The sequence below is a fragment of the Streptomyces sp. NPDC001515 genome, assembly GCF_053597115.1.
Genome location: NZ_JBSFHN010000053.1, coordinates 15,815 through 42,213, shown reverse-complemented (window position 1 = coordinate 42,213; position 26,399 = coordinate 15,815). Strand labels below are relative to the sequence as shown.

At 71.4% G+C, this 26,399-nt stretch carries 21 protein-coding genes; 9 read left to right on the top strand and 12 right to left on the bottom strand.

What is annotated here, in order from left to right; all coding sequences use genetic code 11:
- Positions 1 to 121: 121 nt before the first annotated feature.
- The 3 genes from ACWCXC_RS35410 to arc form a co-directional block, all read right to left on the bottom strand.
- Positions 122 to 340: a ubiquitin-like protein Pup gene (locus ACWCXC_RS35410; protein WP_450683354.1), complete on the bottom strand. Its 219-nt coding sequence runs from the start codon at positions 338 to 340 to the stop codon at positions 122 to 124.
- Positions 341 to 460: 120 nt separating this feature from the next.
- On the bottom strand, positions 461 to 1,972 hold the full coding sequence (gene dop / locus ACWCXC_RS35405) for a depupylase/deamidase Dop (RefSeq protein WP_450683355.1): 1,512 nt from the start codon (positions 1,970 to 1,972) through the stop codon (positions 461 to 463).
- A 239-nt stretch (positions 1,973 to 2,211) separates the two neighbouring features.
- Positions 2,212 to 3,978, bottom strand: a complete 1,767-nt coding sequence (gene arc / locus ACWCXC_RS35400) for a proteasome ATPase (RefSeq protein WP_450683356.1) — start codon at positions 3,976 to 3,978, stop codon at positions 2,212 to 2,214.
- Between the two features lie 241 nt (positions 3,979 to 4,219).
- On the opposite strand from arc, the gene ACWCXC_RS35395 reads away from it, so the two are divergent.
- Positions 4,220 to 4,531, top strand: coding sequence for a ferredoxin (locus ACWCXC_RS35395; RefSeq protein WP_450683357.1), 312 nt, complete (start codon positions 4,220 to 4,222; stop codon positions 4,529 to 4,531).
- Positions 4,532 to 4,563: 32 nt separating this feature from the next.
- Here ACWCXC_RS35395 and ACWCXC_RS35390 read toward each other — a convergent pair whose 3' ends face one another.
- The 3 genes from ACWCXC_RS35390 to ACWCXC_RS35380 all read right to left on the bottom strand — a co-directional run bounded on the left by ACWCXC_RS35390 (position 4,564) and on the right by ACWCXC_RS35380 (position 7,621).
- Entirely contained in the window at positions 4,564 to 5,157 is a 594-nt protein-coding gene (locus ACWCXC_RS35390) for a hypothetical protein (RefSeq protein WP_450683358.1), read from the bottom strand.
- A gap of 245 nt (positions 5,158 to 5,402) precedes the next feature.
- Positions 5,403 to 6,308, bottom strand: a complete 906-nt coding sequence (locus tag ACWCXC_RS35385) for a tRNA (adenine-N1)-methyltransferase (protein WP_450683359.1) — start codon at positions 6,306 to 6,308, stop codon at positions 5,403 to 5,405.
- Between the two features lie 62 nt (positions 6,309 to 6,370).
- Positions 6,371 to 7,621, bottom strand: coding sequence for a site-2 protease family protein (locus ACWCXC_RS35380; protein ID WP_450683360.1), 1,251 nt, complete (start codon positions 7,619 to 7,621; stop codon positions 6,371 to 6,373).
- Positions 7,622 to 7,793: 172 nt separating this feature from the next.
- On the opposite strand from ACWCXC_RS35380, the gene ACWCXC_RS35375 reads away from it, so the two are divergent.
- Entirely contained in the window at positions 7,794 to 8,639 is an 846-nt protein-coding gene (locus tag ACWCXC_RS35375; RefSeq protein WP_450683371.1) for a RecB family exonuclease, read from the top strand.
- Positions 8,640 to 8,648: 9 nt separating this feature from the next.
- Positions 8,649 to 9,320, top strand: coding sequence for a response regulator (locus tag ACWCXC_RS35370; RefSeq protein ID WP_093541287.1), 672 nt, complete (start codon positions 8,649 to 8,651; stop codon positions 9,318 to 9,320).
- 38 nt (positions 9,321 to 9,358) lie between these two features.
- On the opposite strand, the gene ACWCXC_RS35365 is transcribed toward ACWCXC_RS35370, so the two are convergent.
- The 3 genes from ACWCXC_RS35365 to metH all read right to left on the bottom strand — a co-directional run bounded on the left by ACWCXC_RS35365 (position 9,359) and on the right by metH (position 15,360).
- Entirely contained in the window at positions 9,359 to 10,954 is a 1,596-nt protein-coding gene (locus tag ACWCXC_RS35365) for an ABC transporter substrate-binding protein (protein ID WP_450891643.1), read from the bottom strand.
- A 73-nt stretch (positions 10,955 to 11,027) separates the two neighbouring features.
- Positions 11,028 to 11,729, bottom strand: a complete 702-nt coding sequence (locus ACWCXC_RS35360; RefSeq protein WP_450683362.1) for an HAD family hydrolase — start codon at positions 11,727 to 11,729, stop codon at positions 11,028 to 11,030.
- Between the two features lie 118 nt (positions 11,730 to 11,847).
- Positions 11,848 to 15,360 (bottom strand): methionine synthase, encoded by a 3,513-nt coding sequence (gene metH, locus ACWCXC_RS35355; RefSeq protein WP_450891642.1) that lies wholly within the window; start codon positions 15,358 to 15,360, stop codon positions 11,848 to 11,850.
- A 233-nt stretch (positions 15,361 to 15,593) separates the two neighbouring features.
- Here metH and ACWCXC_RS35350 point away from each other — a divergent pair, with 233 nt between their 5' ends.
- The 5 genes from ACWCXC_RS35350 to ACWCXC_RS35330 all read left to right on the top strand — a co-directional run bounded on the left by ACWCXC_RS35350 (position 15,594) and on the right by ACWCXC_RS35330 (position 21,375).
- Positions 15,594 to 16,358: an IclR family transcriptional regulator gene (locus tag ACWCXC_RS35350; RefSeq protein WP_450683372.1), complete on the top strand. Its 765-nt coding sequence runs from the start codon at positions 15,594 to 15,596 to the stop codon at positions 16,356 to 16,358.
- Positions 16,359 to 16,584: 226 nt separating this feature from the next.
- Positions 16,585 to 17,376, top strand: a complete 792-nt coding sequence (locus ACWCXC_RS35345) for an MIP/aquaporin family protein (RefSeq protein WP_450683364.1) — start codon at positions 16,585 to 16,587, stop codon at positions 17,374 to 17,376.
- Positions 17,377 to 17,448: 72 nt separating this feature from the next.
- On the top strand, positions 17,449 to 18,990 hold the full coding sequence (glpK, locus tag ACWCXC_RS35340; protein WP_450683365.1) for a glycerol kinase GlpK: 1,542 nt from the start codon (positions 17,449 to 17,451) through the stop codon (positions 18,988 to 18,990).
- A 5-nt stretch (positions 18,991 to 18,995) separates the two neighbouring features.
- Positions 18,996 to 20,609, top strand: coding sequence for an FAD-dependent oxidoreductase (locus ACWCXC_RS35335; protein WP_450891641.1), 1,614 nt, complete (start codon positions 18,996 to 18,998; stop codon positions 20,607 to 20,609).
- A gap of 94 nt (positions 20,610 to 20,703) precedes the next feature.
- Entirely contained in the window at positions 20,704 to 21,375 is a 672-nt protein-coding gene (locus tag ACWCXC_RS35330) for a FadR/GntR family transcriptional regulator (protein ID WP_450683367.1), read from the top strand.
- An 86-nt stretch (positions 21,376 to 21,461) separates the two neighbouring features.
- On the opposite strand, the gene ACWCXC_RS35325 is transcribed toward ACWCXC_RS35330, so the two are convergent.
- On the bottom strand, positions 21,462 to 22,241 hold the full coding sequence (locus ACWCXC_RS35325) for an SDR family NAD(P)-dependent oxidoreductase (RefSeq protein ID WP_450891640.1): 780 nt from the start codon (positions 22,239 to 22,241) through the stop codon (positions 21,462 to 21,464).
- Complete coding sequence (locus ACWCXC_RS35320; protein WP_450685793.1) at positions 22,238 to 23,581, bottom strand: enolase C-terminal domain-like protein; 1,344 nt, start codon at positions 23,579 to 23,581, stop codon at positions 22,238 to 22,240. Before ACWCXC_RS35320 ends, ACWCXC_RS35325 begins: the two co-directional genes overlap by 4 nt.
- A gap of 256 nt (positions 23,582 to 23,837) precedes the next feature.
- Here ACWCXC_RS35320 and ACWCXC_RS35315 point away from each other — a divergent pair, with 256 nt between their 5' ends.
- Positions 23,838 to 24,917 (top strand): PAC2 family protein, encoded by a 1,080-nt coding sequence (locus tag ACWCXC_RS35315; protein ID WP_450891639.1) that lies wholly within the window; start codon positions 23,838 to 23,840, stop codon positions 24,915 to 24,917.
- Positions 24,918 to 25,058: 141 nt separating this feature from the next.
- On the opposite strand, the gene mshC is transcribed toward ACWCXC_RS35315, so the two are convergent.
- Complete coding sequence (mshC, locus tag ACWCXC_RS35310; protein WP_450685791.1) at positions 25,059 to 26,288, bottom strand: cysteine--1-D-myo-inosityl 2-amino-2-deoxy-alpha-D-glucopyranoside ligase; 1,230 nt, start codon at positions 26,286 to 26,288, stop codon at positions 25,059 to 25,061.
- Positions 26,289 to 26,399: the final 111 nt, after the last annotated feature.

Below are 26,399 nucleotides of genomic sequence, written 5' to 3'. Positions count from 1 at the left end.
AGCGCGGCGGCGCTGAGCCCGAAGACACCCATGAAGAGAGCCAGTCGGGCCGATCCCCAGCCGACCGACGCGCCCACCGCGTACCCCGCCCGACCGCCGACGGCCCGAGAGGGCCTGCCGGTTACTCGCCACCCTTTTGTACGAACGAGCGCACGAAATCCTCGGCGTTGGACTCGAGCACGTCGTCGATCTCGTCGAGGACGTCGTCCACGTCGTCGCTCAGCTTCTCCTGGCGCTCCTTGAGGTCCTCGGATGCCTGCGCGTCCTGCGCCTGCTCCTCGGTGCTCTCGGTGGAACGCGTCGCCTTCTGCTGTCCGCCGCCGGTGTCCTTGGTCGCCATGTAGCTCACCCCGCTCGGTTCGAAGCACTTGATCAGACCCTACCCAGAGGGTCCGACATCGGCCCGGTACTTGTCTCAACGTCCGGAGGTCATCGGAATGATTCCCAGCCGGCGGTCCTTTCAGCCGCCCGAGAGCACCTGGACCAGCTCTTCGGCGGTGCTGCAGCGGTCCAGGAGGGACTTGACGTGTTCACGGGTGCCCCGCAGCGGTTCCATCGTGGGAACGCGCTGGAGGGAGTCGTGGCCGGGCAGGTCGAAGATGACCGAGTCCCAGGAGGCCGCGGCCACGTCGTCCGCGTACTGCTCCAGACAGCGACCGCGGAAATACGCCCTGGTGTCGTCCGGAGGGGCCGTACGGGCCCTGTCGACCTCGGTCTCGTCCAGGAGCCGCTTCATCCGGCCGCGGGCCACCAGGCGGTTGTACAGGCCCTTCTCGGCCCGTACGTCGGCGTACTGGAGGTCCACCAGGTGCAGCCGCGCCGCGTCCCAGTCCAGGCTGTCGCGCCTGCGGTAGCCCTCCATGAGCTCCCGCTTGGCGATCCAGTCCAGCTCCCGGGAGAGGCTCATCGGATCGTTCTCCAGCCGGTTGAGGGTGTCCTCCCAGCGGCTGAGCACGTCCGCGGTCTGCTCGTCGGCGTCCGCGCCGTACCGCTCCTCGACGTATTTGCGGGCCAGCTCGAAGTACTCCATCTGCAACTGCACCGCGGTCAGCGTCCGGCCGCTGCGCAGCGTGATCAGCTGTCGCAGTCCGGGGTCGTGGGAGACCTGGTGCAGGGTGCGGACCGGCTGGTCGACGGCCAGGTCGACGTTGATGAAGCCGTCCTCGATCATGGACAGGACCAGCGCGGTGGTGCCCAGCTTGAGGTAGGTGGAGATCTCCGAGAGGTTCGCGTCGCCGATGATCACGTGGAGCCTGCGGTACTTCTCGGCGTCGGAGTGCGGTTCGTCGCGGGTGTTGATGATGGGGCGCTTGAGGGTGGTCTCCAGACCCACCTCGACCTCGAAGTAGTCGGCGCGCTGGCTGATCTGGAATCCGTGCTCGTGGCCGTCCTGGCCGATGCCGACCCGCCCGGCGCCGGTGACGACCTGCCGGGAGACGAAGAACGGCGTCAGATGGCGCACGATGTCGGAGAACGGCGTCTCGCGCTTCATCAGGTAGTTCTCGTGCGTGCCGTACGAGGCGCCCTTGTTGTCGGTGTTGTTCTTGTAGAGGTGGATCGGCTGGGCGCCCGGCAGCTGGGCGGCGCGCTCGGCGGCCTCCGCCATGATCCGCTCGCCGGCCTTGTCCCACAGGACCGCGTCCCGGGGGTTGGTGATCTCCGGCGAGCTGTACTCGGGGTGTGCGTGGTCGACGTAGAGCCGCGCCCCGTTGGTGAGGATCACATTGGCCAGGCCGATGTCCTCGTCCGTGAGCTGACTCGCGTCGGCGGTCTCGCGGGCGAGGTCGAAGCCTCGCGCGTCGCGCAGCGGATTCTCCTCCTCGAAGTCCCAGCGGGCGCGCCGCGCCCGGTGCATCGCCGCCGCGTACGCGTTGACGATCTGGGACGAGGTGAGCATGGCATTGGCGTTGGGATGACCGGGCACGGAGATCCCGTACTCCGTCTCGATGCCCATTACTCGCCGTACGGTCATGCGGCCCTCCTTGCCCGGCGGCGCTCCCCTTCCGGGGGCGACGCTCACGTACCGCCGGTTCTCCGGTGTGTGCGCGGTCCGTCCGTCCCCGCACTGCCCGACCGGGCGGTACGCCAGAGCCTAGAGCGCCTCTGTGCTGGTGGGGAGATCAATTACGTCATTCCTGCGGTGTCGTGGGAGCTGTCCGGAAAGCAACCGGCTGCGGACGCCCTGCCGGGCATCCGCAGCCGGTCCGCCTTCTAGAGGTACTGCCCGGTATTGGCCACCGTGTCGATCGAGCGGCCGGTGTCCGCGCCCTGCTTTCCGGTGACGAGCGTGCGGATGAAGACGATCCGCTCGCCCTTCTTGCCGGAGATCCTGGCCCAGTCGTCCGGGTTGGTCGTGTTCGGCAGGTCCTCGTTCTCCTTGAACTCGTCCACGCATGCCTGGAGGAGGTGGGAGACGCGAAGGCCCTTCTGGCCCTCTTCGAGGAAGGCCTTGATGGCCATCTTCTTGGCCCGGTCGACGATGTTCTGGATCATCGCGCCGGAGTTGAAGTCCTTGAAGTACAGGACTTCCTTGTCGCCGTTGGCGTACGTCACCTCGAGGAAGCGGTTCTCCTCGGACTCGGTGTACATCCGCTCCACGACCGACTGGATCATGGCGTGGGCGGCGGCCTCCTTGGAGCCGGTGTGCTCGGCGAGGTCGTCCGCGTGCAGCGGCAGCGAGGGGGTGAGGTACTTCGCGAAGATGTCCTTCGCGGCCTCCGCGTCCGGACGCTCGATCTTGATCTTCACGTCGAGGCGGCCGGGGCGCAGGATCGCGGGGTCGATCATGTCCTCGCGGTTGGAGGCGCCGATGACGATGACGTTCTCCAGGCCCTCGACACCGTCGATCTCGGCGAGCAGCTGGGGGACGATGGTGTTCTCCACGTCCGAGCTGACGCCGGATCCGCGGGTGCGGAAGAGCGACTCCATCTCGTCGAAGAAGACGATGACGGGGGTGCCCTCGCTCGCCTTCTCACGGGCCCGCTGGAAGACCAGGCGGATGTGGCGCTCGGTCTCGCCGACGTACTTGTTGAGCAGCTCGGGGCCCTTGATGTTGAGGAAGTAGCTCTTCCCGGCCGGCTGGCCGGTGACCTCGGCGACCTTCTTGGCAAGGGAGTTGGCCACGGCCTTGGCGATGAGCGTCTTGCCGCAGCCGGGCGGGCCGTACAGCAGGATGCCCTTCGGGGGCCGCAGTTCGTGTTCCTTGAAGAGGTCCGGGTGGAGGTAGGGGAGCTCGACCGCGTCCCGGATCAGTTCGATCTGGTCGCCGAGCCCGCCGATCTTGTCGTAATCGATGTCCGGGACTTCTTCGAGGACGAGCTCCTCGACCTCGCTCTTGGGAACGACCTCGTAGACGTAGCCGGAGCGGGGTTCGAGCAGGAGGGCGTCGCCGGGACGGATGGTGGTGTCCAGCAGGGGCTCGGCGAGCCGCACCACCCGTTCCTCGTCGGTGTGCCCGATCACCAGGGCCCGTTCGCCGTCCTCCAGGATCTCCTTGAGGGTGACGATGTCCCCGGCGCGCTCGAACTCCATGGCGTCGACCACGTTGAGCGCTTCGTTGAGCATGACTTCCTGGCCGCGCCGGAGCTCGTCCAGTTCGACGCTGGGACTGACGTTCACCCGGAGCTTGCGGCCCCCGGTGAAGATGTCGCAGGTGCCGTCCTCGTTCGCCTGCAGGAACACCCCGAAACCGGCCGGCGGCTGTGCGAGCCGGTCGACCTCCTCCTTGAGGGCCACGATCTGGTCGCGGGCCTCGCGGAGCGTGTTGGCGAGCCGCTCGTTCTGCGCGGACACGCCTGCGAGGTTGGTCTGCAACTCGACGATCCGCTCTTCGAGAATCCTCGTATGACGCGGAGAGTCGGCGAGCTTACGTCGCAGGACGGCGATTTCCTGCTCAAGATAGGCGACCTGGCCGGCCGGGTCTTCGGACCCCCGTCCGGGCCGGATGCCGCGGTTGATGTCGTCGTCGTGGGCTGCCACGGTCCTCACCTCCTCCAAAGGGAGCTGGACGCTTCCTGACCCTACCTGGGTGGGTGGTGATTGAAACCCCTAGATCACAAACACTGCGGTGTGTGTCCGATCTTCACCCTTGCGCTCTCCCTCGTCCCAGGGGAATACCCACCCTTCAACATCGGAAAGCCGCCGGTTGTATCGTCGAACCGTTCAACACCCGCCAGGGCTGGCATTTTCTGGTTCGGATACGCAGGGAACGGCAGGAGAAATGACCGTGCAGCAGGACGCTCCCGACGGTGGCGAGTCGCAGGATCTGGAGGTCTGGATCGACCAGGACCTGTGCACCGGGGACGGGATCTGTGTGCAGTACGCCCCCGAGGTGTTCGAGCTGGACATCGACGGTCTCGCGTATGTGAAGAGCGCGGACGACGAGCTGCTCCAGGACGCGGGGGCCACGACGCCGGTCCCGCTGCCGCTGCTCCAGGACGTCGTGGACTCCGCCAAGGAGTGCCCGGGCGACTGCATCCACGTGCGTCGGGTTTCGGACAGGGTCGAGGTCTACGGGCCCGAGGCCGCCTGAGAGCCGCCCCTGACGGGGCGGGGGCGCGCGGGTCAGATGCCGGTGTCCGCGGGGTCGGTGGACTGGCTGCTGCGGACGAAGGCGCCGTTCTGCCACTGCCAGGTGACCTTCTCCTGCTCGTCGGGGCAGCAGGAGGGCACCTCGGGCGAGGAGTAGCCGAGCAGGGTGGCGGCGACCACGCCGTCGCGCACCGTGAAGTCTCCGACGCTCATCTTCTGTACGGGGTCCACCAGGGTCGCCACGATCCTCGGTGCGGCCCCGTTCCCCTTGCCCGGGGTGAGGACGTAGACCCCGCTGGGCGGGGTGCCCGATCCGGCCGCGCAGTGGACCACCGCGACGGTCTCCGGGCGCTCGTCGCCGTCGAGGTCGCCGGGGACCTGCTTGGCGACCGTGTAGCCCGCCTGACCGCAGTCGAGGGGGAAGGCCGCGCGGGCCGGGTCGGGTGCGGCGGCCGGGGCGGCGGCGTGCGCGGCCGCGGTGCGGTGGGGCGTGGAGGCCGAGGCGCTCGAATCCGGCTGGAGCAGACCGGCGGCCGCGACGACGGCGGCCATGGCGGTCGCCGTGGCCACCCAGTGCAGCGGCGTGGTGTCGTTGTGCGCGAGGTCCGGGAGCGCGGAGGTCTGCACGCGGGATGTCTCCTGTGGTTCCTGTGGAGCCGCATACCGGAAGAGGCGGCTCTGTCGGCGGGACGTCGTCGGCCGGGTGGGGTGGCCAGCATCGTGCCACACCTCACACGGCAGCGGAACGGTGGGGTCGCTCCGGATCGTCCCTCCCGTGCGCGGGGTCGCGTACGGGCAACGAGGAGGCGCCGCCGTCGGGTTCCCGGGTCGGTCCGGAATCCCGGCGGCGGCGCCGGTACATGGGGGCGGGCTCAGTCGCGGTCGGAGCCGCTGCGGCCGCCCGGTCCCTCGTAGTCCTCGCCGTAGGCGCCCTTGGAGGGGCGGCGCCGGCGGGCGGGGGCGGTGACGCCGTCGGCCAGCCGGCGGGCGGTGACCAGGAAGCCCGTGTGCCCGATCATGCGGTGGTCCGGACGCACGGCCAGGCCCTCGACGTGCCAGTTGCGGATCATCGACTCCCAGGGCTGCGGCTCGGCGAAGCAGCCGATCTCGCGGATGGACTCCACGGTCCGGGAGAGCTGGGTGGTGGTGGCCACGTAGGCGCAGAGGATGCCGCCGGGGACCAGTGCCTTGGAGACGACGTCCAGGCACTCCCAGGGAGCGAGCATGTCCAGGACGACGCGGTCGACGTCGGTCTCCGTGAGGTTGTCCTGGAGGTCGCCGACCGTGAGCTGCCACGCCGGGTGGGGGCTGCCGAAGTAGCGCTCCACGTTCTGCCGGGCGATCTCGGCGAAGTCCTCGCGGCGCTCGTAGGAGTGCAGCATGCCCTGTTCACCGATGGCGCGGAGCAGGAAGGTGGACAGTGCCCCGGAGCCGACCCCGGCCTCCACGACGCGGGCGCCGGGGAAGATGTCGGCGAACGCCAGGATCTGCCCCGCGTCCTTGGGGTAGACCACGGCGGCGCCGCGGGGCATGGACAGGACGTAGTCGGGGAGCAGGGGGCGCAGCGCGAGATAGGCGACGTTTCCCGTGGTACGGACAACACTGCCCTCGGGGGCACCGATCAGCTCGTCGTGGGGGAAGGAACCCTTGTGGGTGTGGAAGTTCTTCCCGGCTTCGAGCGTGAAGGTGTGGTGGCGTCCCTTGGGATCGGTGAGCTGGACCTGGTCCCCGACCTTGAAGGGCCCGCGTCGGCGGGCGGCACCGGTCGGTTCAGACATGTGACCAGCGTACCGGTGTTTCGGCGGCCTCCGACCGCCCGTCCGGCCGGTGGGAGCGGAGGTCAGGCGGCGGGGCGTGCCATGGCGGCGACGAAAGCGCGTTCGACGTCGGCGGTGGAGAGCACGCCGTAGATCTCGCCGGTCTCCTCGACGACCAGGTACTCGGTGGCGGGGCTGGCCTTGAGGCGGTCGAGCAGGGCCTCTCCGGCGAGTTCCGCGGAGACCCGCATGCCCTCGGTCAGGTCCTGGGCGAGGCCGCTGACGGCCACCCAGGGGCGGCGGTGCTCGGGGACGGCGACGATGGCGGACTCCCGGACGAGGGCCTGGGGCTCGCCGGTGGCGTCGACGACGACGAGGGCGCGGGCGCCGGCCTCGTTGGCCCGGCGCAGGGCCTCGGAGAGCGGGGTGGCCGGTTCCACGGGGACGGCCCGCCGGGTGAGGGTGCGGGCGCGCAGGTCGGGCAGGTGCTCACGCAGCCGGGCCATGCGCAGGCTGTTGCCGGCGCCGGTCCAGATGATGGCGGCGAGGATCGCGGCGAGCAGCGCGTCGGTGACCGTGTCCATGCCGCTGATGTCGCGGTCGCCGCTGCCCAGGGTGTCGGTGCGGGTGAGCAGCGGCAGGCCGACCAGGGTGATGACGGCGAGGGCGCGGCCGACCCAGGCGGCGGCGACGGTGCCGCTCATGGGGCGGCCGGTGATCTTCCAGACGACGGCGCGGAGCATGCGTCCGCCGTCCAGCGGGAGGCCGGGCAGCAGGTTGAACGCGGCGACGATGAGGTTGGAGATCATCAGCCCGCCGAGCAGGACACCGGGCACGGTGCCGCCCTCGACGAACTTCATCGGGACGTAGAAGACCCCGGCGAGGACCAGGGAGAGCAGCGGGCCGACGAAGGCGAGGAGGAATTCGCGCCCGGGGGTCTCGGTCTCCTTCTCGATCTCGGAGACGCCGCCGAAGAACTGGAGCTGGATGCGGCGGACCGGGAGCTTGTAGCGGAGCGCGACGACCGTGTGGGCCAGCTCGTGGACGAGCACGGACGCGTAGAACGCGATCGCGAAGAAGAGGGCGACCAGGTAGCGCGCCGCGCCGAGGTCGGGCAGGACCCGGTCGAGCTGGCCGCCGAAGACCCAGGTGATCAGGGCGGCGACGAGGAACCAGCTGGGCGCCACGTAGACGGGCACGCCGAAGGGACGGCCCATGAGGATGCCGCCCCCGGGCTCGTCGCGGTGTCCGGGTGCGCCCTTGCCGGGGCCGCCGCCGGGGCCCGTACCCCCTGCGCCGGGCTGCGGCCGCCCGCTGTCGCCGCTCTCGTCCACGAGGTCCCTTCGGTCGGTGCCGTTTCGGCACGATGATGCAGTGTTCGAGGGTCTGTGGTCGATGGTATGCCGATTGATGTCAGTGGCGGGCCGTAGGGTCGTGGTCATGACCTCAGTGCCGCGGCCCTCCCAGCCGCCCTCGTCCCTTTCGCCGTCGCGGGCGAGCGACTTCATGCAGTGCCCGCTGCTGTACCGCTTCCGGGTCATCGACCGGCTGCCCGAGAAGCCCAGTGAGGCGGCTACCCGGGGAACGCTGGTGCACGCGGTGCTGGAGCGGCTCTTCGACAATCCGGCCGCGGAGCGGACGCCCGGCCGGGCGACGTCGTTGATCCCGGGCCAGTGGGACCGGCTGCTGGAGTCGCGGCCGGAGCTGGCGGAGCTGTTCGCGGAGGATCCGGGGGGCGAGCGGCTGGCCCGCTGGCTGTCGGAGGCGGAGCGGCTGGTGGAGCGCTGGTTCTCGCTGGAGGACCCGACGCGGCTGGAGCCCGCGGAGCGCGAGCTGTTCGTGGAGACGGAGCTGGAGTCGGGGCTGCGGCTGCGCGGGGTGATCGACCGGATCGACGTGGCGCCCACGGGCGAGGTCCGGATCGTGGACTACAAGACGGGGAAGGCGCCGCGTCCGGAGTACGCGGAGGGCGCGCTGTTCCAGATGAAGTTCTACGCGCTGGTGATCTGGCGGCTGAAGGGTGTGGTGCCGCGCCGGCTCCAGCTGGTCTATCTGGGCAGCGGGGACGTGATGACGTACGACCCGGTGACCTCGGACCTGGAGCGGGTGGAGCGCAAGCTGCTGGCGCTGTGGGAGGCGATCGCGACGGCCACCGAGACGGGCGAGTGGCGGCCCCGGCCGACGAAGCTGTGCGGCTGGTGCGACCACCAGGCGCTCTGTCCGGAATTCGGCGGGACTCCCCCGGTGTATCCGCTGTCGGTGCGCCCGGCGGAATCGGCGCAGGATGTCCAGGGCAGAATGGACCCGGTCCGCACCGGGGCCGGACGGCCTGTGGCCCTTGAAGGGCAGTGAGGAGATCCCGTGGCGATCCGCGTCCTGCTGGTCGACGACCAGCCGCTGCTGCGCACCGGCTTCCGGATGATTCTGGAGGCGGAGGGCGATCTGGCGGTGGTGGGAGAGGCCGGTGACGGTCTCCAGGCACTCGACCAGGTGCGGGCGCTCCAGCCCGATGTGGTGCTGATGGACATCCGGATGCCGCGGATGGACGGGGTCGAGGCGACCCGGCAGATCACCGGACCCGGCCGGGACGGACCGGCGAAGGTCCTGGTGCTGACCACCTTCGACCTCGACGAGTACGTGGTGGAGGCGTTGCGCGCCGGGGCCAGCGGCTTCCTGCTGAAGGACGCGCCGGCCAATGAGCTGGTGCAGGCGATCCGGGTGGTGGCGGCCGGCGAGGCGATGCTCGCGCCGAGCATCACGCGCCGGCTGCTCGACAAGTACGCGGATCATCTGCCGTCCGGCGAGGAGCCGGTTCCGGACACGCTGCACACGCTGACGGACCGCGAGGTGGAGGTCCTGAAGCTGGTGGCGCGCGGTCTGTCGAACGCGGAGATCGCCGCCGACCTCTTCGTCAGCGAGACGACCGTCAAGACGCATGTGGGCCATGTGCTGACGAAGCTCGGGCTGCGCGACCGGGTGCAGGCCGCGGTGTACGCGTACGAGAGCGGACTGGTGCGCCCCGGCGCCCAGTGATCCGGGCGGTTCCGAGGGCCGGGGCGCGGCCCCGGTAGTCAGTCCCGGCCGAGTTCCCAGAGCCGGAGGGTGGAGCCGGAGTCGATGCCGCGGGCGGCGCCGGTGACGCCGTCGCGGGCGGCGACGTACTGCTTGGCCTGCCAGATCGGGAGGACGGGGACGTCCCGGGCGACGAGGTCCTGGAGGCGGGCGAACAGCGTGGCGCCGGCGGAGCGGTCGCTCTCGCGCCGGGACTGGGCGAGGAGCGCCTGCTGCGCCGGCGCGGGGCTGTGGGGCGGGCCGAGGACGTTGTCCGGGCCGAGGAACGGGGCCGTGAAGTTGTCCGGGTCCGGGAAGTCGGGGGTCCTGCGCATGCCGTAGACGGCGTAGTCGCCGCGGAGCCGGGCGGCCCGGTAGGTGGCCGACGGGGTGCCCCGGACGGTGACGTCGAAGAGTCCGCTGTCGTTGAGCTGCTGCCGCAGGGCCCTGAACTCGGCGGCGGTGGCCGGGCCGTTCTGGCCGGTCGGGTAGTGCAGGGTGAGCCGGACCGGGGTCGGGACCCCGGCCTTCTCGAGGATCGCCGCGGCCTTCTTCGCGCTGGGTTCGCCGTAGGTGTCGAAGAAGGCGCTGGTGTGTCCGGTGACGCCGGAGGGGATCAGCGAGTAGAGCGGTTCGGCGGTCGATCCGTAGACCTGGCCGGCGATCCGGTCACGGTCGACGATCTGGGCCATGGCCCGGCGGACGGCCTTGTTCCGGACGGTGGGGTCCTCGGTGCCGAAGCCGAGGTAGCCGATGGCGAGTCCGGACATCTCGGTCAGGGCGATGCCCTCGCCGGTCCGCTCCCGCAGGCGCTGGGCCTGCTGGGGCGAGAGGGTGCGGGTCATCAGGTCGATCCGCCCGGCGTCGAAGGCCCGGCCGAGGGCGGTGGTGTCGGGGAAGAGGGCGAGTTCGACGCCCTCGTTCCGTATGCGCAGGCTGCCCCGGTAGCGGGGGTTCGGGGTGAAGACAATCTTCGTGACCCGGCCGTCGCGCACCTGGGGCTTCATGGTGTACGGCCCGGAGCCGTTCACCAGGAATCCCTCGCGCGGGGCGTCGGCCGGGTAGCTGCCACGCGGGACGATGCCCGCGGTGGGGGTGGCGAGCTTGTACGGGAAGGTCGCGTCGGAGGCGCGCAGATGAAAGACGACCTCGCGGTCGTTCACGGCCTCGACGGTGTCCAGGGTGTCCAGGAGGGCGGCGGGGCCGTGGGGGGTCTTGATCCGCAGGACGCGCTGGATGGAGTACGTGACGTCCTCGGCGGTCAGCTCGCCGCCGTCCGCGAAGGTGAGCCCGGGGCGCAGCCGACACCGGTAGCTCTCGCTCCCGGTGTCGGTGAAGCCGCAGTGCTCGGCTGCCTCGGGGACCGGTGCGCCGCCGTCGTCGGGCAGGCGGACGAGGGTCTGGAGGGTCTGTCGGAGCACGGAGCGGGCACCCGACCCCTCGGCGACGGCGGGGTCGAACGGGGCCGGGGCCTCCTTCGGGGCGGCGAACCGGTCCGTGGTGCCGACGACGACGGTGCCGCTCTGCTCTCCCCCGCCGTCCGACGCGCCGCAGGCGGCGAGCAGCGGCGCGAGCAGACCGGCGACGGCCGGCAGCACCAGGGTCTTGCGGTTCATGGTGGTCGTTCTCCCTCGTGCGGACCTGGGAGAACGACCTTAATGGGCGGGGCGGGCGGTCCCGGCCGACGGGTCAGGACGCCTGGGTGACCAGGTCCCGCAGGAAGGCGAGGTCGACCTCTTCCAGGGATCCGACGACCACCCGGCCGTCGGCGGGCGCGATGGGCGAGACGGAGGGGACGGCGACCACCCGGCAGCCGGCGGCCTCGGCGGCGGCCACCCCGGTCGCGGTGTCCTCGATGACGGCGCAGAGCCGGGGGTCGGCGCCGAAGCCGCGTGCGGCGGTGAGGTAGGGCTCGGGGTGCGGTTTGGTCCGGGTGACCTCGTCGCCCGCGACGGTGAGCGCGAAGTGGTGGCGGCCCACGGAGTCCAGGACGCGGTCGATGATCCGGCGGTGCGAGGCGGAGACCAGTGCGGTGGGGACCTTGTGCTCGGCCAGCTCGGCGAGCAGCCGCCGGGCGCCCGGCATCAGCGGCACCCCCCGGGAGATGCGCTGCTCGAAGCGGTCGTTGAGCAGCACGGTGAGTTCGTCGAGGGTGACGTCGGCGCCGGTGACCTCCATGAGGTAGCCCGCGCTGCGGGTCATCGGGCCTCCGACCACCACGTCCCGCCACGCCTCGTCGAGACGGTGCCCGAGGTCCGCGAAGACCTCCACCTCGGCGTCCCACCAGAAGCCCTCGGTGTCGACCAGGGTGCCGTCCATGTCGAGGAGGACGGCCCGCAGGCCCGCCTCCTCGGCCGTACGGGTCAGTGACACGGGGATCGTACTGGTCATCCGGCACACCTTTCACGAGGGACGAGAAGGCCGGCCGCCATTCCCGGAGGAGAGCGACCGGCCTGCACTGGACCGACCAGTGTACGGCTCGTCGTGCTACGGCGCGTCGAACGCGGCCTTACCGCGCGTTGAAGTACTTGGCCTCGGGGTGGTGGATGACGATCGCGTCCGTGGACTGCTCGGGGTGGAGCTGGAACTCCTCGGAGAGGTGGACCCCGATCCGCTCGGGCCGGAGCAGGTCGGCGATCTTCGCCCGGTCCTCCAGGTCCGGGCAGGCCCCGTAACCGAGGGAGAAGCGCGCGCCCCGGTACTTGAGCGCGAACATGTCCTCGACGTCGGCGGGGTCCTCGCCCGCGAAGCCGAGCTCGGAGCGGACCCGGGCGTGCCAGTACTCCGCGAGGGCCTCCGCAAGCTGGACGGAGAGTCCGTGCAGCTCCAGGTAGTCGCGGTAGGAGTTGGCCTCGAAGAGCTTGGCGGTCTCCGCGCCGATCTTCGAGCCGACGGTGACGACCTGGAGGCCGATCACATCGGTCTCGCCGGACTCCTCCGGGCGGAAGAAGTCCGCGAGGCAGAGCCGGCGGCCCCGGCGCTGGCGCGGGAAGGTGAAGCGGGTGCGCTCCGAGCCGTCCTCGTGCAGCAGGATCACGTCGTCGCCCTTGGAGACGCACGGGTAGTAGCCGTAGACGACGGCGGCTTCGAGCAGGTTCTCGGTGTGGAGCTTGTCGAGCCAGCCGCGCAGGTGCGGGCGGCCCTCGGTCTCGGCCAGCTCCTCGTACGTCGGTCCGTCGCCGGCCCTGGCCTGCTTGAGGCCCCACTGGCCCTTGAAGAGGGCGCCCTCGTCGAGCCAGGAGGCGTACTCCTTGAGCTGGATGCCCTTGACGACGCGGCTGCCCCAGAACGGCGGGGTGGGCACCGGGTTGTCGACGGCCACGTCGGAGCGCACGCCCTCTTCCGGCTCCTCGACCTCCAGCACGGCGGTGTCGCGCTTGGGGACGCGGCGCTGCTTCAGCTCGGGCAGGACGGCTCCGGGGACGCCGCGCTTGACGGCGATCAGGGCGTCCATCAGCCGCAGGCCCTCGAAGGCGTCGCGGGCGTAGCGGACCTCGCCCTCGTAGATCTCGTGGAGGTCCTGCTCGACGTAGGCGCGGGTCAGGGCGGCGCCGCCGAGGATCACCGGGTAGTCGGCGGCCAGCTTGCGCTGGTTCAGCTCCTCCAGGTTCTCCTTCATGATCACGGTGGACTTGACCAGGAGGCCGGACATGCCGATGACGTCGGCCTTGTGCTCCTCGGCGGCGTCCAGGATCGCGGAGACGGGCTGCTTGATGCCGATGTTGACGACGTTGTAGCCGTTGTTGGACAGGATGATGTCGACGAGGTTCTTGCCGATGTCGTGGACGTCGCCCCGGACGGTGGCCAGGACGATGGTGCCCTTGCCCTGGGCGTCGGTCTTCTCCATGTGCGGTTCCAGATACGCCACCGCGCTCTTCATGACCTCGGCGGACTGGAGGACGAACGGCAGCTGCATCTGGCCGGAGCCGAAGAGTTCGCCGACGACCTTCATGCCCTCCAGGAGGGTGTTGTTGACGATGTCGAGCGCGGGAGTGTCCGTCAGCGCCTCGTCGAGGTCCGCCTCCAGCCCGTTCTTCTCGCCGTCGATGATCCGGCGCTGGAGGCGCTCGTCCAGCGGCAGGGCGAGCAGTTCCTCGGCCTTGCCCGCCTTCATGGACGTCATGTTGACGCCCTCGAACAGCTCCATGAGCCGCTGGAGCGGGTCGTAGCCCTCGGCACGGCGGTCGTACACGAGGTCGAGGGCGACCTTGACCTGCTCCTCGTCGAGGCGGGCGATGGGCAGGATCTTCGAGGCGTGGACGATCGCGGAGTCCAGGCCCGCCTTGACGCACTCGTCGAGGAAGACCGAGTTCAGCACGACCCGGGCGGCCGGGTTGAGGCCGAAGGAGATGTTGGACAGGCCCAGCGTGGTCTGGACGTCGGGGTGGCGCTTCTTCAGCTCGCGGATGGCCTCGATGGTGGCGATGCCGTCCTTGCGGGACTCCTCCTGCCCGGTGCAGATGGTGAAGGTGAGGCAGTCGACGAGGATGTCCGACTCGTTGATGCCCCAGTTGCCGGTGAGGTCCTCGATGAGCCGCTCGGCGATGGCGACCTTGTGCTCGGCGGTGCGGGCCTGGCCCTGCTCGTCGATGGTCAGGGCGATGAGCGCGGCGCCGTGCTCGGCGGCCAGCGCGGTGACCTTGGCGAAGCGGGAGTCGGGTCCGTCGCCGTCCTCGTAGTTCACCGAGTTCAGGACGGCGCGGCCGCCGAGCTTCTCCAGGCCGGCCCGCAGGACGGGCAGCTCGGTGGAGTCGAGCACGATCGGCAGCGTGGAGGCGGTGGCGAAGCGGCCGGCCAGCTCCGCCATGTCCGCGACGCCGTCGCGGCCCACGTAGTCGACGCAGAGGTCGAGCATGTGGGCGCCCTCGCGGATCTGGTCGCGGGCCATCTCCACGCAGTCGTCCCAGCGCGCCTCCAGCATGGCCTCGCGGAACTTCTTGGAGCCGTTGGCGTTGGTCCGCTCGCCGATCGCGAGGTAGGAGGTGTCCTGGCGGAAGGGCACGGTCTGGTAGAGGGAGGCGGCGCCCGGCTCGGGGTGCGGCTCGCGGACGGCCGGGGTCAGGCCCCGGACCCGCTCCACGACCTGGCGCAGGTGCTCGGGGGTCGTCCCGCAGCAGCCGCCGACCAGGGAGAGGCCGTACTCGCGGACGAAGGTCTCCTGCGCGTCGGCCAGCTCCGCCGGGGCCAGCGGGTAGTGCGCGCCGTCCTTGCCGAGGACGGGCAGGCCGGCGTTGGGCATGCAGGAGAGCGGGATCGTCGAGTGGCGGGCGAGGTAGCGCAGGTGCTCGCTCATCTCGGCGGGGCCGGTGGCGCAGTTGAGGCCGATGAGGTCGATGCCGAGCGGTTCCAGGGCGGTGAGCGCGGCGCCGATCTCGGAGCCGAGCAGCATCGTGCCGGTGGTCTCGACGGTGACGGAGCAGATCACGGGCAGATCGGCGCCGGTGGCCGCGAGGGCGCGCCGGGCGCCGATGACCGATGCCTTGGTCTGGAGCAGGTCCTGGGTGGTCTCGATCAGCAGGGCGTCGGCGCCGCCGGCGATCAGGCCCTCGGCGTTCTGCTGGTAGGCGTCGCGGAGCCGGTCGTACGGGGCGTGGCCGAGGGTGGGGAGCTTGGTGCCGGGGCCCATGGAGCCGAGCACCCAGCGCTGCTGTCCGGTGGAGGCGGTGAAGGCGTCGGCGGTCTCGCGCGCGATGCGTGCCCCGGCCTCGGAGAGTTCGAGGACCCGGTCGGCGATGTCGTACTCGCCGAGGGCGGCCAGGTTGGCGCCGAAGGTGTTGGTCTCCACGCAGTCCACGCCGACCGCGAAGTACTCCTCGTGGACCGAGCGCACGATGTCGGGGCGGGTGACGTTCAGGATCTCGTTGCAGCCTTCGAGGTTCTCGAAGTCCTCCAGCGTGGGGTCCTGGGCCTGGAGCATGGTGCCCATCGCTCCGTCGGCCACCACCACACGGGTGGCGAGTGCCTCGCGCAGGGCTGCGGCTCGGTTCCGGCTCTCGGCGGAAGGGGTCGGCGACGGGGCCATGGATTTACTCCCAGGGGTGCGACGGCTGTCGGCTTTGCGCCCTCGGCAAAGAGCGCACCCGGCCAGGGTAGCCGGGTCCGGACCAGGGTCGTCACACCGTCCGGGGATCGGACGGCATCCTGTCAGGAAGCTTTCAGGCGTCGGGCGCCGAAGATTTCTGTTGCTGTCGAGCAGGGGTCGGCATCGACCGATAGTGTTCAGCATTGTCGAACAAGGTGGAGGAGTACGGCGCGATGGCCAAGAACATCCAGTCCCTGGAGCGGGCGGCCGCCATGCTGCGCCTGCTGGCGGGCGGCGAGCGGCGGCTGGGCCTCTCGGACATCGCCTCCTCCCTGGACCTGGCCAAGGGCACCGCGCACGGCATCCTGCGCACACTCCAGCACGAGGGCTTCGTCGAGCAGGACGAGGCGTCGGGCCGCTATCAGCTGGGCGCCGAACTGCTGCGCCTGGGCAACAGCTATCTGGACGTGCACGAGCTGCGCGCCCGCGCCCTGGTGTGGACCGACGACCTGGCGAGATCCAGCGGCGAGAGCGTCCATCTGGGCGTGCTGCACCAGCACGGCGTGCTGATCGTCCACCACGTCTTCCGGCCGGACGACAGCCGGCAGGTCCTGGAGGTGGGGGCCATGCAGCCGCTGCACTCCACGGCGCTGGGCAAGGTGCTGGCCGCGTTCGATCCGGTGGCCCACACCGAGGCCGTGGAGGCGGAGCGGCAGTCCTTCACCCCCCGCACCGTCACCGCCCCCGACGCCTTCGAGGCCACCCTCGACCTGACCCGCGCGCGGGGCTGGGCGGACGACGTGGAGGAGACCTGGGAGGGGGTGGCCGCGGTGGCCGCCCCCATCCACGACCGGCGGCGGATGCCCGTGGGCGCCGTCGCGGTGACCGGCGCGGTGGAGCGGGTCTGCGCGGACGGCGAACTGCGGCCCGAGCTGGTGGCGGCCGTACGCGACTGCGCCCGCGCGGTCTCCCGGGACCTCGGGGCCCGCCGCTTCTGACCCGCCCGGCCCCCTTGGCCCATGAGTTTTGGGGCACACAACCCTTGACGCCCCTTCGCCCGGACGAAACACTGCCGTTCACCGGTCGGCATTGTCGAACGACTAACGGAAAATAGCGTTAGTGTGTGACGGTGCCCAGGGCCGGGCAACGCCCTCCCACGAGGGCGCGGACCACCGGAGGGACCCGTGGTTCGGCTTCCCTGGACGAAGGACAAAGGAGTCGCGGGTGTCCAGCTCCGACATCTTCATCGGCGAGACCATCGGGACCGCCGTGCTCATCCTGCTCGGCGCCGGTGTGTGCGCCGCCGTCACGCTCAAGCACTCGAAGGCGCGGGACGCCGGGTGGCTCGCCATCACCTTCGGGTGGGGGTTCGCGGTGCTGACCGGCGCCTATCTGGCGGGCGGGGTCTCCGGCGCGCACCTCAACCCGGCCGTCACCATCGGGCTGGCGATCGAGGGCGGCACCGCGTGGAGCGACGTTCCGCTCTACCTCGCCTCCCAGCTGCTGGGCGCGATGATCGGCGCGGTGCTGGTCTGGCTGACCTACTACGGGCAGTTCCGGGCGCACCTCACGGATCCGGAGGTCCTCGGCGCCCATACGGGTGAGGAGGGCATGGTCGACCAGTCCGCCGCCCCCGCCGCCGGGCCGGTGCTCGGGGTCTTCTCGACGGGACCGGAGATCCGCAACGCCGTGCAGAACGTCCTGACCGAGGTCATCGCCACGGTCGTGCTGGTCCTGGCGATCCTGACGCAGGGGCTCAACGCGGACGGCGACGGCCTCGGCACCCTCGGCGCGCTGATCACCGCGCTGGTGGTCGTCGGCATCGGCCTGTCGCTCGGCGGTCCGACCGGCTACGCGATCAACCCGGTTCGCGACCTCGGTCCGCGTATCGTGCACGCGCTGCTTCCGCTGCCGAACAAGGGCGGATCCGACTGGGGTTACGCCTGGGTCCCCGTCGTCGGCCCCCTGATCGGCGGCGCGCTGGCGGGCGGGCTCTACAACGTCGCGTTCGCCTGAGCGGCGGCGCACGACCGCACGTCCCGACCCCGTCGCAACCCCACGACCACCCAGACCTTCCGGGAGCACACCGTGACCGACGCACACACCACCGGCAGCCACGGCGCCGGGCCGTTCATCGCGGCCATCGACCAGGGCACCACCTCCAGCCGCTGCATCGTCTTCGACAAGGACGGCCGGATCGTCTCCGTCGACCAGAAGGAGCACGAGCAGATCTTCCCCAAGCCCGGATGGGTGGAGCACGACGCGGCGGAGATCTGGGAGAACGTCCAGGAGGTCGTCGCCGGCGCCATCGTCAAGGCCGGCATCACCGCCGCCGACGTGAAGGCCATCGGCATCACCAACCAGCGCGAGACCACGCTGCTGTGGGACCGGCACACCGGTGAGCCGGTGCACAACGCCCTCGTCTGGCAGGACACCCGCACCGACGCGCTCTGCAAGGAGCTGGGCCGCAACGTCGGCCAGGACCGGTTCCGGCGCGAGACCGGGCTGCCGCTCGCCTCGTACTTCGCCGGGCCCAAGGTCCGCTGGCTGCTCGACAACGTCGAGGGGCTGCGCGAGCGCGCCGAGCGGGGCGACATCCTCTTCGGCACGATGGACTCCTGGGTCATCTGGAACCTGACCGGCGGCACCGACGGCGGCGTCCACGTCACCGACGTCACCAACGCCTCCCGCACCCTCCTGATGAACCTGCACTCGCTGAGCTGGGACCCCAAGATCCTCAGCTCCATGGACATCCCGGCGGAGGTGCTGCCGGAGATCCGCTCCTCGGCGGAGGTCTACGGCACCACGAAGGGCGGCGTCCTCGACGGCGTACCGGTCGCCTCCGCGCTCGGCGACCAGCAGGCCGCACTGTTCGGCCAGACCTGCTTCGCCGAGGGCGAGGCCAAGTCCACGTACGGCACCGGCACCTTCATGCTGCTGAACACCGGCGAGACGCCCGTCAACTCCTACAACGGGCTGCTGACCACGGTCGGCTACCGGATCGGCGACCAGAAGCCGGTCTACGCCCTGGAGGGCTCCATCGCGGTCACCGGTTCGCTGGTGCAGTGGATGCGCGACCAGATGGGCCTGATCCAGTCCGCCGCCGAGATCGAGACCCTGGCCCTGTCGGTCGAGGACAACGGCGGCGCCTACTTCGTCCCGGCGTTCTCCGGGCTGTTCGCCCCGTACTGGCGCCCCGACGCCCGCGGCGTCATCGCCGGCCTCACCCGTTACGTCACCAAGGCGCACATCGCCCGTGCCGTGCTGGAGGCCACCGCCTGGCAGACCCGCGAGATCAGCGACGCGATGACCAAGGACTCCGGCGTCGAGCTGACCGCGCTCAAGGTCGACGGCGGGATGACCTCCAACAACCTGCTGATGCAGACGCTCGCCGACGTCCTGGACGCGCCCGTGGTGCGGCCCATGGTCGCCGAGACCACCTGCCTCGGCGCCGCCTACGCCGCCGGCCTGGCCGTCGGCTTCTGGCCCGACACCGACGCCCTGCGCGCCAACTGGCGCCGGGCCGCCGAGTGGACCCCCCGGATGGACGCGGACACCCGCGCCCGCGAGTACAAGAGCTGGCTCAAGGCCGTGGAACGGACCAAGGGCTGGCTCGACGACGAGGAGTGACCGACATGACCACCCTGCAGAGCGTCCCCGCACTCGGGACGCACCCGGCCTCCGGCTCCCTTCCGAGCCGCGCCGAGACCCGGGAGCAGCTCTCCAAGGCGACGTACGACCTCCTGGTGATCGGCGGCGGCATCCTGGGCATCTCCACCGCCTGGCACGCCGCGCAGTCCGGACTGCGGGTGGCCCTGGTGGACGCCGGCGACTTCGCCGGCGCCACCTCGTCCGCCTCCTCCAAGCTGCTCCACGGCGGTCTGCGCTATCTGCAGACCGGCGCGGTGAAGCTGGTGGCGGAGAACCACTTCGAGCGCCGTGCGGTCTCCCGCCAGGTCGCCCCGCACCTGGCCAATCCGCTCACCTTCTACCTGCCGGTGTACAAGGGCGGGCCGCACGGCGCGGCGAAGCTCGGCGCGGGCGTCTTCGCGTACTCGGCACTCTCCGCGTTCGGCGACGGCGTCGGCCATGTGATCAGCCCGGCGAAGGCGGTGCGCGACGTGCCGGAGCTGCGGACGGATAACCTGCGGGCCGTCGCGGTCTACGGCGACGACCAGATGAACGACGCGCGGATGGCACTGATGACGGTGCGCGCGGCCGTCGACGCGGGGGCCACGGTCCTCAACCACGCGGCGGTCACCGGGCTGCGGTTCACCCGGGGCCGGGTGACGGGCGCGGAGCTGCGCGACCGGCTGGACGGCGGCGAGTTCGGGGTGGACGCCCGACTCGTGCTGAACGCGACCGGGCCGTGGGTGGACCACCTGCGGCGGATGGAGGACCCGGGGGCGGCGCCCTCGATCCGGCTGTCCAAGGGCGCGCACCTGGTGCTGCGGCGGACCCGTCCGTGGCGGGCCGCGCTGGCCACGCCCATCGACAAGTACCGCATCACCTTCGCCCTGCCGTGGGAGGACATGCTGCTGCTCGGCACGACGGACGAGGTGTACGAGGGCGATCCGGCGGACGTGGCGGTGACCCCGCGGGACACCGCGCAGATCCTGGACGAGGCGGCGTTCTCGGTCCGCGACCAGCAGCTGTCGCCCGAGCTGATCACGTACTCCTTCGCCGGCCTGCGGGTGCTGCCGGGCGGGCCCGGCGACACCTCGCGGGCCAAGCGCGAGACCGTGGTGACCGAGGGCCGGGGCGGGATGCTGTCGGTGGCCGGCGGGAAGTGGACGACCTTCCGCCACATCGGCCGCACGGTGATGAACAAGCTGGCCGTCCTGCCGGGCCACCCGCTCGGGGAGGGCCTGGAGCCCGTCTCCCGGCTGCCGCGCAAGCTCCCGCTGCCCGGCATCGCCAATCCGAACGCCGTCGCCCACCGGCTGCTCACCGACGGCGCCGCCCCCGGCGCGGGCATGGCCGTGGACACGGCGCGGCATCTGGCCACGCACTACGGTTCGCTCGCCTTCGACATCGCCCGGCTGGCCAACGAGAACCCGGCGCTCGGCGAGCGGATCCACCCGGACGCCCCGGAGATCTGGGCGCAGGTCGTCTACGCGCGGGACCGGGAATGGGCCGAGACCGCCGACGACGTGCTGCGGCGCCGCACCACGCTGACGATCCGGGGGCTGGCGGACGACGCGCTGCGGACGAGGGTGGAGGCGCTGCTCGGCGAGCGGCGCGGGTGACCGCCCGGCTGCCTCCCGAACGGTCCGAACGATGCGCCAGCCCCCGTACGGGGACGCATAATGGGGCGATACATCGGATGTCTGGAGGTCGCCCGTGGCTGTCACCGACGAGGCCATCGAGAAGATCAAGGAAATGATCGTCTCGGGCGCGCTACGGCCGGGCGATCGCCTCCCCAAGGAGAGCGAACTCGCCGCGGAGCTGGGCCTGTCCCGCAACTCGCTGCGGGAGGCGGTGCGCGCGCTGTCGCTGATCCGCATCCTCGACGTGCGCCAGGGGGACGGCACCTACGTCACCAGCCTCGACCCCCAACTGCTGCTGGAGGCGCTGAGCTTCGTGGTGGACTTCCACCGCGACGACACCGTGCTGGAGTTCCTGGCGGTGCGGCGGATCCTGGAACCGGCGGCGACCGCGATGGCGGCGCTCCGGATCGAGGAGGAGCGGATCGACGCGCTCGCCGCGCAGCTGGACGCGCTGGGCGCACACCCCTCGGTGGAGGAACTGGTCGCCGGTGACCTGGAGTTCCACCGGAGCATCGTGAGCGCGTCCGGGAACGCGGTGCTCTGCTCCCTGCTCGACGGTCTGTCGGGGCCGACGACACGGGCCCGGGTCTGGCGCGGTCTCACCCAGGAGGACGCGGTGAGCCGCACCCTGCACGAGCACCGGGCGATCCTCGCGGCGCTCCGGGACCGTGACGCGGAGGCGGCCAGGTCGTGGGCGACGGTACACGTGGCGAGCGTGGAGCAGTGGCTGCGCTCGACGCTGTAGCCGTGCGGGGCGGGGCGTCCGGTACGGGCGTACGCGCCCCGGTGACCGGCGGCGGGGGCGTTCCGGCCCCGGCCGCCGGGCCCGGGTCAGCTCCCGGCGGGGCGCAGGCGCAGCCCCTGCATGCCGCCGTCGACGGCCAGGGCGGTTCCGGTCACGGAGGCCGCGGCGGGGCTCGCGAGGTAGACGACGGCGGCGGCCACCTCCTCGGCGGTGACCAGCCGGCCCAGTGGCTGGCGGGCGTTGAGCGCGGCGCGCTCGGCCTCCGGGTCGTCGGCCTGTCCGAGGAGGCGGCCGATCCACGGGGTGTCGGCGGTGCCGGGGTTGACGCAGTTGACCCGGATCCCCTCGCGGACGTGGTCGGCGGCCATGGCGAGCGTGAGGGAGAGGACGGCGCCCTTGCTGGCGCTGTAGAGCGCGCGCTGGGGGAGCCCGGCCGTCGCGGCGATCGAGCAGGTGTGGGTGACGGAGGCGGCGCCGGGGCGCTCGGCGGCGGCCCGGCGCAGATGGGGCAGCGCGTGCCGGGCGGTGCGGACCATCCCGAGGACGTTGATGTCCAGGACCCGGGCCCATTCGGCGTCGTCGTTGTCCTCGACGGTGCCGATGGCGCCGATGCCGGCGTTGGAGACGAGCGTGTGCAGGGAGCCGAGTTCGGCGGCGGCCCGGTCGACGGCCTCGCGCACGGCGGTGTCGTCGGTGACGTCGGCGGTGACGGCAAGGGTGCCCTCGGGGGCCCGCGAGGTGTCCCGGTCCAGCACGGCGACGCGGGCCCCGCGCTCCAGGAGCAGGGTCGCGACGGCGGCCCCGATCCCGGAGGCGCCGCCCGTCACCAGGGCGTTCATTCCGTCGAAGTCGTGTGCGCCGGTCATCGGGCGTCCTCCTTGTCGGTGCGGCGGGCCTGCCAGACGGCGCCCTCCGGGAAGCGGTGTGCGGTGATCGACTCGGGGCGCATCCGGGCGGAGAAGCCCGGGGCGGCCGGGGCGGTGTAGCGCCCGGAGGCGATGACCACCGGGTCGACGAAGTGTTCGTGGAGATGGTCGACGTACTCGATCACCCGGTCCTCCCAGCTGCCGGAGACCGCGACGTAGTCGAACATCGAGAGATGCTGGACGAGTTCGCACAGGCCGACGCCCCCGGCGTGCGGGCAGACCGGCACGCCGAACTTGGCGGCGAGCAGCAGGATCGCCAGGTTCTCGTTGACCCCGGCGACCCGGGCGGCGTCGATCTGGACGAAGTCGACGGCCCCGGCCTGGAGCAGCTGCTTGAAGACGACGCGGTTGGCGGCGTGCTCGCCGGTGGCGACCTTGACCGGCTGACCGGCCCGCACGGCCGCGTGGCCGAGGATGTCGTCGGGGCTGGTCGGCTCCTCGATCCAGTGCGGGTCGTACGGTGCGAGCGCGGTCATCCACTCCACCGCGCCGGCCACGTCCCAGCGCTGGTTGGCGTCGACCGCGATCCGCACACCGGGGCCGACGGCCTCGCGGGCGAGCGCCATTCTGCGGACGTCGTCGCCGAGGTCGCCGCCGACCTTCAGCTTGATCTGGGTGAAGCCGTCCAGGACGGCCTCCTCGGCCAGCCGGACGAGCTTGTCGTCGGAGTAGCCGAGCCAGCCCGGCGAGGTGGTGTAGGCGGGGTAGCCCTCGGCGCGGAGCCGCGCGGCGCGCTCGGCGCGGCCGGGTTCGGCGGCGCGCAGGATCTCCAGCGCCTCCTCGGGGGTGAGGGCGTCGGTGAGATAGCGGAAGTCGACGAGCGAGACCAGTTCCTCGGGCGTCATCGCCGCCAGGAACTCCCAGACGGGCAGGCCCGCGTGCGTGGCGGCCAGGTCCCAGGCGGCGTTGACGACCGCGCCGGCCGCCATGTGCATCACCCCCTTCTCCGGTCCCAGCCAGCGCAGTTGGGAGTCGTGGGTGAGGTCGCGGTGGAGTGCGCCGAGGTCGGCGGCGGTACGCGGGACCGGGCGGCCGAGCACATGGGGCCGCAGCGCCTCGATGGCGGCGGCCATGACCTCGTTGCCGCGCCCGATGGTGAAGCAGAAGCCGTGCCCCTCGGCGGGCTGGCCCCCGTCCGCCGGCGACGCGGCGTCGGTGCGCAGCACCACGTAGGCGGCCGAGTAGTCGGGGTCGGGGTTCATGGCGTCCGAGCCGTCCAGTTGTTCCGAGGTCGGGAACCGGATGTCGTGGACCTCGAAGCCCGTGACGGTCTGACTCATGTGCGCCCCCAGGGGTATGAACATCGGATCTCTGCTCTGGTCATCCGATGTATAACCCCCAGAGAGCGCGATCGTCCAGAGCGAACGGCGAATTTCCGCCCACAGCTCGGATGTATTGGCGGACTGATACCCGGATACGGCCGGTGTACGGGCGGACCGCGTCCGGTTCACACGGCCGTGCACGAGGGCTGCGGCGCCAGTGGCCACAAGCCGTAAGGTTGTTCCGTACGCAAGGGAACTTCGGAAGGAGGCCTGGGTGATCGAGCTCGACGGGGTTCCCGAGCTGGTCGACCCGGTCATGGTGGCCGCGTTCGAGGGGTGGAACGACGCCGGTGACGCCGCCTCCACGGCGGTGGCGCATCTGGACCGCGAATGGAAGGGCGAGGTGTTCGCCGCGCTCGACGCCGAGGACTACTACGACTTCCAGGTCAACCGTCCGACGGTCTGGCTGGACGGCGGGACGCGCAAGATCACCTGGCCGACCACCCGGCTCTCCGTGGTCCGCGTCGGCGGCGAGAAGCCGCGCGACCTGGTCCTGGTCCGGGGCATCGAACCGTCGATGCGCTGGCGCTCGTTCTGCAACGAACTGCTGGGCTTCGCACACGAGCTGGGTGTCGAGATGGTGGTGGTGCTCGGTGCGCTCCTCGGCGACACCCCGCACACCCGGCCGGTGCCCGTCAGCGGGGTCACGTCCGATCCGGACCTGGCCCGGACCATGGATCTGGAGGAGACCCGGTACGAGGGGCCGACCGGCATCGTCGGCATCCTCCAGGAGGCCTGCACGCACGCGGGCGTGCCCGCGGTCAGCCTGTGGGCGGCGGTGCCGCACTACGTCTCGCAGCCGCCCAACCCGAAGGCCACGCTGGCGCTGCTGAACCGCCTGGAGGACCTGCTCGGGCTGCGCATCCCGCTGGGCGAGCTGCCCGAGGACGCCCGCGCCTGGCAGCTCGGCGTCGATCAACTGGCCGCCGAGGACAGCGAGGTCGCGGAGTACGTGCAGACGCTGGAGGAGGCCCGGGACACCGCCGAGCTGCCCGAGGCGAGCGGCGAGGCCATCGCCCGGGAGTTCGAGCGCTATCTGCGGCGCCGGGACCCCGGGCCCGGTCAGGCGCCGGGCGGGCACGCCACGGAGAGCGGCGACGCCTCGTACCTCCGGGACACCTCCAGCGGCCGGACCAGGCCGCCGAAGCCGATCCGGCCGGAGAGCGGTCCGGGGCCGGCCGGCGGCACCGGCGGAGCGGGCCGGCGCGGCCCGGCGAAGCCGCCCGGGGACGCCTCGGACGAACCGCCCGAGGACGCCCCGGACGACTCCCCGGGAGATTCCCCCGAGGAGTGATCCGGCGGGCACGGAGCCGGGCGGGGCGCGTCCCCGCCCGGCTCCGCCGTTTCCGTCCGCCCCTCAGGAACGGATGCGTCACCGGCCCCGGACGTCGTCGTGACGTCCGGGGCCGGTGAAGGGTGTCGAAGGGGCGGGTGGTTACAGCGCGACTCCGAGCAGGGCGTCGACGGCGCGCGAGACGAGACCGGGCGCGCCCTCGTCGTCCCCGCCCCCGGCGGTCTGGCGCTCGGCCCAGCGGTCGACGGCGGCCAGCGCCGCCGGGGCGTTCAGATCGTCGGCCAGAGCCGCGCGGATCTCTTCGACGAGCGCGTCGGCCGGCAGCCCGTCGGGCCGCGAGACCGCCGCGCGCCACCGGGCGAGCCGTGCCACGGCGTCGGTGAGGACCTGGTCGGTCCACTCCCAGTCCGCGCGGTAGTGGTGCGCGAGCAGGGCCAGGCGGATCGCCGCCGGGTCCACGCCCTCACGGCGCAGCGCCGAGACGAAGACCAGATTGCCCCGGGACTTGGACATCTTCTCGCCGTCCAGGGCGACCATGCCGGCGTGCACGTATGCCTGGGCGAAGGGGTGCTCGCCGGTCAGCACCTGGGCGTGCGAGGCGCCCATCTCGTGGTGCGGGAAGGCCAGGTCGGAGCCGCCGCCCTGGACGTCGAAGCCCATGCCCAGGTGGTCCAGGGCGATGGCCACGCACTCGATGTGCCAGCCGGGCCGGCCCGCGCCGAGCGTGCCGCCGTCCCAACTGGGCTCGCCCTCGCGGGCGGCCATCCAGAGCATCGGGTCGAGCGGGTTCTTCTTGCCGGGGCGCTCCGGGTCGCCGCCGCGTTCGGCGGAGAGCAGGCGCATCGCCTCGGCGTCGAGGTTCGAGACCTCGCCGAAGTGGGGGTCGGTGTCGACGGAGAAGTACACGTCCCCGTCGAGTTCGTAGGCGGCGCCCGCGTCTCGGAGCCGTTCGACGAGCGGCACGATGCCGGGTATCGCCTCGACGGCTCCGATGTAGTGCTTCGGCGGAAGCATGCGCAGGGCGGTCATGTCCTCGCGGAACAGGGCCGTCTCGCGCTCGGCGAGTGCGGTCCAGTCCTCCCCGTCGCGCACGGCCCGCTCCAGCAGCGGGTCGTCCACGTCCGTCACGTTCTGGACGTAGTGAACCTGCCGCTTGGTGTCGAGCCACACGCGCTGGACGAGGTCGAACGCGTTGTAGGTCGCCGCATGACCCATGTGGGTCGCGTCGTACGGCGTGATGCCGCAGACGTAGATGCGGGCGACGGGACCGGGGTCAAGGGTGATCCGTCCGCCGGTCGCGGTGTCGTGGATCCGAAGGTCGCGGCCCTTGCCGGGCAGGGCGGGGACCTCAGAAGCGGGCCAGGCATGCATGCCACGAGCGTAACCGGATGCCCCTTCCGGATACGAACCGGAGGGGGGATCCTGTCCGAAGAGGCCCTCTTGCGTCCCGGGACACCACGTGCCTGCGCCCCGTACGCCTCA

Excerpts from the sequence above, each read along its gene's own strand:
- ACWCXC_RS35410 (WP_450683354.1), bottom strand. The coding sequence starts at position 340 with ATGGCGACCAAGGACACCGGCGGCGGACAGCAGAAGGCGACGCGTTCC.
- dop (WP_450683355.1), bottom strand. The coding sequence starts at position 1,972 with ATGACCGTACGGCGAGTAATGGGCATCGAGACGGAGTACGGGATCTCC.
- ACWCXC_RS35395 (WP_450683357.1), top strand. The coding sequence starts at position 4,220 with ATGACCGTGCAGCAGGACGCTCCCGACGGTGGCGAGTCGCAGGATCTG.
- ACWCXC_RS35385 (WP_450683359.1), bottom strand. The coding sequence starts at position 6,308 with ATGTCTGAACCGACCGGTGCCGCCCGCCGACGCGGGCCCTTCAAGGTC.
- ACWCXC_RS35375 (WP_450683371.1), top strand. The coding sequence starts at position 7,794 with ATGCAGTGCCCGCTGCTGTACCGCTTCCGGGTCATCGACCGGCTGCCC.
- ACWCXC_RS35365 (WP_450891643.1), bottom strand. The coding sequence starts at position 10,954 with ATGAACCGCAAGACCCTGGTGCTGCCGGCCGTCGCCGGTCTGCTCGCG.
- ACWCXC_RS35360 (WP_450683362.1), bottom strand. The coding sequence starts at position 11,729 with ATGACCAGTACGATCCCCGTGTCACTGACCCGTACGGCCGAGGAGGCG.
- metH (WP_450891642.1), bottom strand. The coding sequence starts at position 15,360 with ATGGCCCCGTCGCCGACCCCTTCCGCCGAGAGCCGGAACCGAGCCGCA.
- ACWCXC_RS35350 (WP_450683372.1), top strand. The coding sequence starts at position 15,594 with ATGGCCAAGAACATCCAGTCCCTGGAGCGGGCGGCCGCCATGCTGCGC.
- ACWCXC_RS35335 (WP_450891641.1), top strand. The coding sequence starts at position 18,996 with ATGACCACCCTGCAGAGCGTCCCCGCACTCGGGACGCACCCGGCCTCC.
- ACWCXC_RS35325 (WP_450891640.1), bottom strand. The coding sequence starts at position 22,241 with ATGACCGGCGCACACGACTTCGACGGAATGAACGCCCTGGTGACGGGC.
- ACWCXC_RS35320 (WP_450685793.1), bottom strand. The coding sequence starts at position 23,581 with ATGAGTCAGACCGTCACGGGCTTCGAGGTCCACGACATCCGGTTCCCG.
- mshC (WP_450685791.1), bottom strand. The coding sequence starts at position 26,288 with ATGCATGCCTGGCCCGCTTCTGAGGTCCCCGCCCTGCCCGGCAAGGGC.